The sequence below is a fragment of the Frischella japonica genome (assembly GCF_014489845.1).
In the GTDB taxonomy this organism is placed as follows: domain Bacteria; phylum Pseudomonadota; class Gammaproteobacteria; order Enterobacterales; family Orbaceae; genus Frischella; species Frischella japonica.
Genome location: NZ_JABURY010000020.1, coordinates 20,719 through 31,549 on the forward strand (window position 1 = coordinate 20,719; position 10,831 = coordinate 31,549).

Sequence of the window (10,831 nt, forward strand, 5' to 3'; positions counted from 1 at the left end):
ATACTTTATTAACGCAAAATGAAAAATAATGCGGAATTAGTAACCGTTGCTCCGATAAATTTTTCCAGCATTTATCCAATACAACGATTATTAAATATAGAAAAGGGAAATAATATGGAATCTGCTCGTGATAAATTGACAAGACAAATTGTTGAAGCTGAGGATTTATGGAAGCTAAATGTTGTTGACCCTAAAGGTTATGAATGTTGGGGGTGCGGTATTGATATGGCACCCCGTTCATGGCGTAAAGAAAATAAATTGCGTCCAAATTTCTCTAAATATCCAAATCAATCTCATGCTGAAAATTGTGATGCAGACGCAGAAGAGAAAATTATTAATCAAGGGATAGGAAAAAAACAGAGTATCAAAGATAAATTAGAAAACACGCCTGGATTATCGCCTTCAGGATTAGTTCTGATTGAAAAAAGAGAGCATGTGGGGGATTCAGTAAATCCAAATAGCAAAAAGACATCCTCATCAGTTAATACAAATAGTAAAAACCAAGATCTAAATCATGATCTTAATAAAAAATCCAGGCGGGCTGCTAATACTATTCGTCCAATATGTCGGGCTTTTGTCAACTTTCCTTACGATCGTAATATGTCTTTAAATGTTCCCGAAGTTTCTGGTTATAATTATATGACAATTTTCAAAAAAATTGAAAATAATGCGATTAAAAAATATAACGAAAAGAAAATTTTTTATTCTCCATTGCAATGGAATAAAATCATACATAATGATGAGTTATTGATTATACCGTTGACTGCTGGAATTTGGACTGACAATAAACCAGAACGTACTTATAAAATTCACATCGATTGGTCTACATGGTCTCAAGCTAAAAAAACAATGTTATTGAATGAACTCGAAGCCGCTCAAGACGAGGCAAAGCAGGCTAAAAAAGAAAATAAGAAAGATAAAGCTTGGGTCTTTTTTATTGGCGAACAAGATGAAGAAAACGATGATATTTTTTATCTAAAAGATCAAAGGCTGATTTGTTCTATTGTTGGTCATATTATTTATCCACTCAGAAAATAGATTTTCGGAGACATTAAGAAAAATCATAACAAAAAATAGTACAAAAAGAGAAGTTAACATTAGTTTTTCTTCACGTCTCTAACAATTCCAATCAGAACTACACTTTTGCCGATAAAACTTAGTTATTATGGTGATTTGTCATTAATAATATTTGGTCTAATTTTATTATTTTATTAGTTTGCCGCTTTTTTACCATCTAATAAGATGATGTTTGCAATATTATATAAAACAAAGAAAAAAGAAGATATCTAACTATATTTTATACATTACTAGAATGAGTGAAAAACAGCTGTTGTAATTTTTTACGGTCTATTTTTCCAACGCTTGTCATCGGTAGTTCGTCGATAAAAATGATTTTTTTTGGCATCTGATAACGGGCTATTTTTGATTTAAGCCAATCCTGTATTTTAGTTTCGGATTGTTCGGTATTAGGATTTAAAACAATAAAAGCGACCAATCTTTGCCCGAATTCTTCATCCGGCACACTTATCACTGTTACATCATTAATTTCCGGATGAGTTGATAAGCAGTGTTCAAGTTCATATGGATAAACATTTTCACCACCTGAAACAATCATATCATCAACTCGACCTGCTAAAAAGTAATAACCGTCAGCATCTTGATAGACTAAATCTCCTGTTGAAACCCAATGGTTGCCTACAGTTGACCAAGCACATTTAATAAACAGCTCATGGTGTTTTTGTGATTCATTGTTTTGCTTCTGTAATTTAGTTGATAATCCTCTCAGCGGTTTACCAATGGTTTCTGGCTTGATAGAGAGATCATCTGGCGAGGCAATCATGCAAATACCTGCTTCTGATGTGCCATACAAATTGAATAATATCTTTCCAAGCGTAGCAATGACTTGATCAACTAATATTGCTGTAATTGGCGCTCCTCCAGTAATAATACATTTTAAACTAGTGAGTTGATGTTTAGAGCATTTCAACATCCTATTTAACATTAAAGGAACAAGTGTGACCACCTCTATTTGGTTACTAGCAATTAACCCACATGCTTTTTGACTATCAAATTTTTTTGTTAAAAACATTGTTGCACCTAATAACACAGCTATACATAAACTTGCCATGCCATACCCATGATAAATAGGCGTTGCAATATAGATTTTTTGATAACGGAAAAGATTTAGTTTCACCAGTAGTTGACAAAATGGGTTAATAAAATTTTGTGCCTTACTATCGCGTTCTGCTAATTTAAAACGTCCTGTTGTGCCACTCGTTAACACTGTAATTTTTGAGAAGTGGGTCGTTTTAATTTTTACATCAATTGTCGAGGTAGAAGCTAATAGAGAGTGAATTGACATGAGGCTTTCATGATAAATGGGTAAACTTTTTACATTTGATAAACACGCTATTTCTGGATCATGAATTATCCAGTCAAAACCGACATTTTCGTGAATGGACTTAAGTTGATTTGTCGACAGTTCAGTATTGATAAGATAAACATCAACGCCTAATCTTGTCATAGCAAATAAAGTGTGAACTAAGAGTAGGTGGTTGTGCGCTATAATAGCGACTTTTTGATGACGCTTTATTTTAAAATTAATCGCTAATTGTTTGGCAAGGTGCTGAGATTGATTAAAAAGGGTACGATAATCAGTGCCAGTGCCGTTCTCATCGATAGCAATTTGGTTAGGAGAAAGTTTTTGACGAACATAAAGCAACGCCATTAAATTGATACCAACAATATGAATGCTATTTAATAAGTGCCAAATGCCTAATAAAGTTAATAATTTCTTTTTATACAGCGCTTTAATAAGTTTTATCATAGCTTTTTCTTCAAAAAATAACGGTTCAATTTAACCCAAATATTATTAAAAAATAATGAGGCAAGTTGAACTATAATGGTCCACCATGGTTTATATTGATGTTTTTTTGTTTGTAATAAACGGCAAATTATGGCTGCAGCTTCATCAGCTTGCAAGGCAGGAAATCTCTTATATATCTTAGTAGGTTCAATCATTCGTGTTTTAACAAGAGGTAAATAAGCTGTTGAAACCTTGATTTTCTGATTTTCCAATTCTGGCCTTGCACAGTTTAACCATTGGTCAAAGGCCGTTTTTGAGGCTTGATAAGCAGCCCAATTAGCCGTTGGGGCTAAAAGTACGTTTATGGCGGAAACATTAATAATTTGCCCTTGATTACGCTGTAAATGGGGAATTAACGCCAAGCAGAGTTTGACCGGTGCATAATAATTTAACTTCATCGTTCTATCAAAATCATGCATACGTGATAATGATTGCAGTATTGGTCGACAAATTGATTTGCCAGCATTATTGATTAAGATATCAACAGAGTATCGCTGTAAATTAGTCATTAAATTATCCAATTGTTCCGATTCGCGCAAATCAACCGAAAATATATCAATCTTAGCTTTTTTGTGAGCTAATGACTGCTGTATATTTATTAATTTATCATGTGTTCTAGCAACTAAAATAAGATGGCATTGAATATTGGCTAAAAGATTAACCAGACTTTCACCAATTCCATAGCTAGTGCCGGTAATGACAATCACTTTATTTTCTAATTGCCGATTTAATTTTGAATAATTAGGCTTAACGATTGGAAAGAGTACACAATTGAGAAGATTTGAGGAGTTGAACATTTTTGTACTGCCGGTAAACAATTGCGCATAGTATAAGGTAAACATTCAATCAGTCAACAAGTTAATGTTTTTTAAAATAAGTTGATTTTAAAGTTTATATCTAAATAAAAAACAGCCCTTCCTTAAGAAACTTGAAATTATTGTATTGATCTCTAATTGTCAGTATTTCAAGCTTGTTTCTTACTAGCTTGCTTGTCTCCTATTTAATGAAAAAAGAAACCCTAATTTTATTGTTAGAAATAAATGAATTTTTTAATAAGGTATTAAATTTATAAAAAGATAATATTTTTGGGTATAACCGTGCTGAAAAAATCCCTAACACTGATAGGTTTTTGATATCTATATTCGATACCACCAACTATACCTATCAAGTTAAGGATATTACCGCATATACATTCTAGCTTCTAAAAGTCCTGCCAAATTACTATTATATCAAAACTTAGAAAATGCGCTTCTATTATGTATTTGAACACCAATTCCCAAAAACACCAGCGAAAGCTAGTTTTTTGTATCTAAATTTTCTTATTATAATTTTTTCATCTTGTTTGACTAGTCAACAAAATTCATTAGAAATCAAACTTCAAAATTATTATAATCCAGCTCATGATTTAAAAACGTGATAGGTAAAATTGATCTGAATCACAGATCCACACATCTCTTGAACAGAAACTTGGTCTATTAAAATGTATTTATAATTTTAAAAATCGTGAATTGACCGAGTTATAAAGTAAACTCACCAAAAAAAGGAGATTATTAATAATCTCCTTGTTCATTTTTTAGGATGCAATATTATAACAATTAGCCCCAAAAATTAGTGAGTTACTGAGGTTAATTTTTACAATATAAAAAAAGCATTTTAGTCATTTTAATAAAAAACACATATGTTTATTTCTAAACTATCTAAGACTTTGCTCATAGATATTTATATCGCTAATAACCTTTTTTTGCGTATCTTTATCCCAAGTTTTAAGTATTGTTATGAGAGCTTTACTTTGCTCTATTTCTCCATCTTGATTTTCACTTAATATATAGACTTTGGCGGTCGTCTTAATTCGTTTTTGATAACGATCTAAAAATAGACATAGTTTTTCTTTTAATTCTTTATCTTGTTCTTTTGATGGAGTAATTTTCCATTTTTTTAATATTGCGTCTGTTTGTCTACCATCTAACTTATTTTGATTTTTATTTTCATATTCCTCTAAAGACATTTCTTGATAACCTATAAACTTACTTGGTGCAAATATCCAATTTCCTAATTCATCCTTATGGGCAAACCAATTTGTAAATTGACCTAAAGCATTAACTAGATCATTTTTTCCATTTTTTTTATTTAATTCAATTTGAAATTTCTTTATATTTTCGATAACTTGGTTAATATTAGTAGTTAATAACATTTTATATCTCCTTTGTTTAATAATTTAACTCATTCGATTCATGAATCGGATGCATTGTATGAAATGAATGTTATTAGGTCAAGTTTTAATTTAAGAATATTTAATTTAATTCTGAGAGATATTTGATAAATTAAAAAAATCAAATCATTAAAGATAAGAACACAGATACATTTCCCTATCTCAAATTTGCTAACTCAACACCTCTAATACTTAAGCGGTATCTTAGATTCCATGTTCGATCGACACCAATCAGCAAATTTTATGACCTGCTTTTAGCCGTTTTTTATGTCTAAAGTCTTTTCTGATAACCCTTGCTTTTTTAATGCCCAACCAAGTTCCAACGCAATTTATCTAAATAAAGCTAAAAAGTAAGTATAGTCAGGTAACTAATGGTTTTAGCTACCTTCAGTAAACAGATTAAAATTTTTGTAAGCAATCCCACAAAATAATATAATATTGTTTACATGGTTTAATTTATATCAAAACTGCAACAAAAAATGACTGATATCATCATTTAGAAAAGGATAAACAACTTCTCCCCCCTAGTTGTAACAATGAGATTGCACTTTATTCATAACATCATTCCGTTTTTGATATGGGTATATAATGGGCTTGATAATAGCTTAAACATCAAAGTATTAAGTGGCGTAAATGCCAATCAAATAGCAGAAAATTATTTCTGCAATTTTGCAAGCAAAATAAAGAAGGAACAACAAAAAACTCATACACCAGAACATTTATCTGTTGTTATTCGTTATCTTACTAACCCCCTGATTTTAAAAAAAGGGATTAACAAAACCGCAATGTTTAAGCGACGAAGATTTCAGTCCAGAATTTGAGAGAGACAAGAAAAAAATATCCAAAAAAATAACAAAAATGATTAAAAATTAGCTTTAAATTTAGAGATGATAGTAAAATTTATCAAGACCAGCCTCTAATATTAATTATTTTTGTTGATTAGGATTCAATTATTTGCCTTTGTTTCCTTGGTTTTTATCATAAGTTTATTTGTTTATTGTGTCCCTTTATTTTTGTTTTTCATATCTGCTGGATGATTTGCTTTTTTATTCATCTTTATACTTCTTTCTGATTATTTTTTAATTAATAAAACTTGATATATTTTCTATGATATCAGAATAACTATAACATCATATTAAGGGACTTTAGGAACAAATAAGAGTTATACCAATTAAATTTTTTCAAAAAATCTAAATAAGACATCAAATATAAAGCGAAATTGATTATCTTAATTTAAATACCGTCTTCTCACTATTTTTTACAGCAGGAAATTGCTAGTAAGAAATAAAATTTATTCTGATTTTTAAAAAGGTTATTTATCTTTTTTATTTATGTTTCATGTTTCTTAGATAATTCCATCTTTAATAAAATTGTAAATCGATTTATTTATTTATCATTGTGCATTAAAATGGCGAATTACTATCCAGAATAACATATGAGAAAGTGATAATGGGATATGATATTGATATACTCAGTATAATATTAAGTTTGATTGCTATAATAATGGCTTGTAATGTATTCACCAACTTATCTTACTTAAAAAAGCAAATTAACCAGATACAAACGCAATTAACCGAGTTAAATAAGAAAATTTACCCATCTGAGATAAGTGAAAAAAAAGAGATTACGGATACAGCGGAAATAGCAAATACGGCGATTCCTGAACCGAAAATTAGCAGTGAATCAATAGTCCACACACCGATAGAATTAGAAAATAACTCGCTTCAAACCAATACTGACAATCAGCCAATCATTGGAAAAACACCATCGTTGTCATTAAAAGAATCTGAAATCATTATCTCATTAAATGATGAAATCCCCCCTAAACAGCAATCTATGCATCAACAGGGTTTTAATTCCCAAGAAAAACAATATCTTGATTTTATTAACTATTTTATTACATGGCTGTTTAAAGGTAATGTTGTAGCCAAAGTCGCCATTATCATATTGTTTTTCGGTCTATCTTATCTGTTTAAATATAGTATTGATCATGGATTATTATCACCAGAGATTCGTATATTAGGCGCTTTCGTTTTAGGAATTGTACTATTAACTTTTGGATGGCGTTTACGTCAAAAGAAACAACCTTACGCATTAATATTACAAGGTGGTGCCATTGGCGATTTATATCTAACCATATACGCTGCTTTCAAACTTTATCAACTCATTCCTTCAACATTCGCCTATATTTTACTGCTCGTCATATGTGGAACGAGTGTTTTATTTGCGGTATTACAACGTGCAATCAGTTTAGCTATTTTGGCTAGCGTTGGTGGCTATCTTGCACCCATTTTATTATCCACAAATTCCGGTAACCATATAGCCCTATTTAGTTATTATTTAATGATTTCTAGTAGCTTTCTCATCATCGCCCACTGGCAATCATGGCGAATACTAAATTTAATCGGTTTTGCCTTTACCTATATAGTATCTTTAATATGGGGTTATAATAACTTTCGTCCAGAATTTTATGCCGAATGTCAGTTTTTTATTTTAGCTAATATGTTGATCTATGGTGTTTTAGCTGTGTTGCTGTCTGTTCGCTATGCAAATAAAGAATCCAATCAAAACATTATCGATTTAATCTTACTGATAGGTACACCGCTACTAGCTTTCTTATTACAATATGCCATTACTAAACAATGGGAATTTGGTCCAGCATTTTCTGCGCTTGGGTTTGGGTTATTTTATCTTACTGGCTCTTACATTATATTACGCCGTTATCCACTATTTACCAAAACAGTATCCTTATACGGGCTAGCAATTGGTCTTTCATTTAGCAATCTGACCGTTGCACTGGCATTTGATCCTCAATGGATAGCTTTGATTTGGTTATTTGAAGGTTCTGCATTAAGTTGGGCTATGCTTACACAAAAACAGCCCCGTTTAGCGTGGTGTGGCGCCTTAATTACATTGTTAGGTTTCTTTTCCGGAAATATATACCTTTCTTCTTATTTAGAGAACAGCCCCTATATTATCGCTTTTGGGTGTATAAGCATCTATATGCTGTTTAATGCATGTTTATGGCATTATTATCAACCGTTAGACTTTTCAACCAAGATAATAAAATTATTATTTATAACCCTTGCCGGCATTACGTGGATTATCTGGATTGTGAGCAGTATTATGAGAATAAACGAAATAACCGCAAAACTGCAAGCGATTACTTTATGTTTTATGATTTCGACATGGTTATGGTATATCATCGGTCAGAAAATTAACTGGCGTATTCTCAATAATGCGGTTATCATCCTTTGGCCTATTCTCTTCATTTCACGCCTAACAATCATTCGTTTTATTTTCGATGACACGGTATTAAACAGCAGTCTTTGGTATTTATTCTGGCCAATCGCCTTCTTAAATGCATATTTTTATTTATATCTTTCAGTAAAACGCCATATTGCATTGCCAAAATGGCTTTTATTGGCATTACATATCAGTCTATTTTGGATAACGTTGGATTGGTTATTCGATGGAATAGAATTATTGTTTATTTTATTGCCAATGGGATTAGCAACGGTTGAGTTTAGCGTATTACTGGCAACCAATAGTAGTATTGTTTTATTATTCTACATGTTAGTTAAACGACGTATTATTACAACACCGTATCTTGCTAAAACCTATTGGTTAATTGGTTTAACTCCGATAATTCTATATTTAGTCTATCAGTTATTAATCGGTATATTTATGAACGGAAAAATTAATAATTGGTACTATATACCATTTATTAATCCACTGGAGATAAGCGCAATATTTGCCTTAATGATGCTCGGTGTCTGGTTAAAATTAGCTGAAAACCATTTGCGAATAAATAGCCAATCAACCAACATGGCGAACTTAAGTGCATCATTACCAAATATCATTTTAATATTATTAACTTTGCTCACTTTTTTATGGGCAAATAGTCTGGCATTAAGGTGCTTAAGTCAGTGGTTCAATATTGATTGGTCATTTTATTTTTTATGGCATTCAAATATTGTTCAAGCAACATTGTCATTGATTTGGACATTAATTGCCGTCGCATTAGTAACTACTGGCCACCGTTATTCAAACCGGAAACTATGGTACACCGGTGTCTTCATCCAATTAATTGTGGTGATTAAATTAATATTTGTAGATAGTGTTGAACTCGATGGATTGTTACGTGCATTTGCTTTTATTGGCGTGGCGTTATTAATGTTATTAATAGGTTATTTGGCTCCGGTGCCTCCAAAAATAAAACAGCTATCTAATGAGGAATAAATAAATTATGAAAAAACGATTAATGTATGCATTACTATTGTTTAGTGGATTAACTCAAGCTGAAGATACGCTAGATAATTATCTCTTTGGTGCCATAATTGAAACCGCCAATGAGACAAGCATGTATAGTCGTATTGATATCCCTGAAGATATGTATATTCACACATCATCTACACATTTAGATGATGTGCGAATATTTAACAACAAAAAGCAACCGGTTCCTTTCGCGTTAGCCAATCAGTACGAACAAAAAGAAAGCATCCAAACGTTTCCTGTGATCATTTACGCTCTGGACCAACAACCCAAAAAACCCCAAAATAGCTCGCAAGATTCATTAGATGTTGATCAATATCATGTTAATATTAATAGCAAAGATATTCAGATTAATGTTGATAAAAAGAAGGGTAAAAATATATTCACAGCCAATTATTTATTGCAAATTCCAGATAACATTAAATTAGAGTCTGGCGCTATCCGTCAACTAACGCTTGATTTTGATGATAACGAAAATCCTAATTGGCAAGCGAAAGCAAAATTGCTTTACAGTTATGATTTAAACAATTGGCAAATAGCTAGTAGTAACATCCCTTTAATGTCATTAACTGACCAGAATAATCATCAATCCCTCAAAGTACACACGATTGATATCCCCGCACAAAGTAACGACCAGATACGTTATTGGCTTATTACTTTAACTTCAGATCAGTATATAATTCCGACAATTAAACAGATTGAATTTACATCGAAAATCAGAATTCCTCAACAAGTTCAATATCCGCTTAAGTTCGATTTAATTGCATCCGATCATGAAGAAGCTATTTATCAACTGCCTTCACCACAGCCGGTAAATGAAATTACTATTGAATTACAAAGTTCGCGTACCATTTTACCGCTCAGCATCTTTTATAAAGCTACCGATAGTGATAAAGATAAATCGTGGCATAAACTTAATGACTATATAATCCGTCGTAATGGTGATCAAGATGAACCACAAAAAATCATCTTACACGATGCGAATATAACAATGAAACAATTAAAAATAAAAGCTATCAATGCTAGTTTTACGACTGCACCTAACATTATCGCTTATCGTAATCGTATCAATCTAATCTTCAATAGTGGTGACAATGGACCATTTACTTTAGCTTGGGGCTCAACACAAGCAACCCGTGTAGCATTACCACAACATGTATTAATTCCTGAAACACAATCAATAGCAGATTTACCAGAAGCACATATTGGTAAAATCTTCAAACTTGCTGGTAAAACTGACATAGAATCACAAAACAGTAAAAGTACTATGCTTAATTGGGTAATTTGGCTGTGTTTAATTGCCGGTGCTGCTTTTTTAGTTATATTAGGATTTAAACTATTTACCGAAATCAAAAAGTCACCGCAATAATTCGCCACAACTGTAATCACATTTATCGAGATTAATTGATGAATGTGATTCACCTTTCTTTTACTATTATCACGAGAACGAATAGTATATTTGGCAATATCATATTTATTCA

At 31.6% G+C, this 10,831-nt stretch carries 6 protein-coding genes; 3 read left to right on the plus strand and 3 right to left on the minus strand.

Translation table 11 applies throughout. The features are described from left to right. Positions 1-18: 18 nt before the first annotated feature. Positions 19-1,038: a hypothetical protein gene (locus tag FcAc13_RS10530; protein WP_223064589.1), complete on the plus strand. Its 1,020-nt coding sequence runs from the start codon at positions 19-21 to the stop codon at positions 1,036-1,038. A gap of 259 nt (positions 1,039-1,297) precedes the next feature. Here FcAc13_RS10530 and FcAc13_RS10535 read toward each other — a convergent pair whose 3' ends face one another. The 3 genes from FcAc13_RS10535 to FcAc13_RS10545 all read right to left on the minus strand — a co-directional run bounded on the left by FcAc13_RS10535 (position 1,298) and on the right by FcAc13_RS10545 (position 5,057). Then, positions 1,298-2,827 carry an AMP-binding protein gene (locus FcAc13_RS10535; RefSeq protein ID WP_187756184.1) on the minus strand — a complete coding sequence of 510 codons (1,530 nt, stop codon included), beginning with the start codon at positions 2,825-2,827 and terminating at the stop codon, positions 1,298-1,300. Continuing rightward, positions 2,824-3,663 (minus strand): SDR family NAD(P)-dependent oxidoreductase, encoded by an 840-nt coding sequence (locus FcAc13_RS10540; RefSeq protein ID WP_187756185.1) that lies wholly within the window; start codon positions 3,661-3,663, stop codon positions 2,824-2,826. Before FcAc13_RS10540 ends, FcAc13_RS10535 begins: the two co-directional genes overlap by 4 nt. An 896-nt stretch (positions 3,664-4,559) precedes the next feature. Beyond that, on the minus strand, positions 4,560-5,057 hold the full coding sequence (locus tag FcAc13_RS10545; protein WP_187756186.1) for a hypothetical protein: 498 nt from the start codon (positions 5,055-5,057) through the stop codon (positions 4,560-4,562). Positions 5,058-6,524: 1,467 nt separating this feature from the next. Here FcAc13_RS10545 and FcAc13_RS10550 point away from each other — a divergent pair. Together FcAc13_RS10550 and FcAc13_RS10555 are read left to right on the plus strand one after the other, a co-directional pair. Then, positions 6,525-9,317, plus strand: a complete 2,793-nt coding sequence (locus tag FcAc13_RS10550; RefSeq protein ID WP_187756187.1) for a DUF2339 domain-containing protein — start codon at positions 6,525-6,527, stop codon at positions 9,315-9,317. A gap of 7 nt (positions 9,318-9,324) precedes the next feature. Then, positions 9,325-10,719, plus strand: a complete 1,395-nt coding sequence (locus tag FcAc13_RS10555; RefSeq protein ID WP_187756188.1) for a DUF3999 family protein — start codon at positions 9,325-9,327, stop codon at positions 10,717-10,719. The last annotated feature ends 112 nt before the right edge of the window (positions 10,720-10,831 follow it).

Coding starts and splice junctions, on each gene's coding strand:
- FcAc13_RS10530 (WP_223064589.1), top strand. CDS start 19: ATGAAAAATAATGCGGAATTAGTAACCGTTGCTCCGATAAATTTTTCC.
- FcAc13_RS10535 (WP_187756184.1), bottom strand. CDS start 2,827: ATGATAAAACTTATTAAAGCGCTGTATAAAAAGAAATTATTAACTTTA.
- FcAc13_RS10540 (WP_187756185.1), bottom strand. CDS start 3,663: ATGTTCAACTCCTCAAATCTTCTCAATTGTGTACTCTTTCCAATCGTT.
- FcAc13_RS10545 (WP_187756186.1), bottom strand. CDS start 5,057: ATGTTATTAACTACTAATATTAACCAAGTTATCGAAAATATAAAGAAA.
- FcAc13_RS10550 (WP_187756187.1), top strand. CDS start 6,525: ATGGGATATGATATTGATATACTCAGTATAATATTAAGTTTGATTGCT.
- FcAc13_RS10555 (WP_187756188.1), top strand. CDS start 9,325: ATGAAAAAACGATTAATGTATGCATTACTATTGTTTAGTGGATTAACT.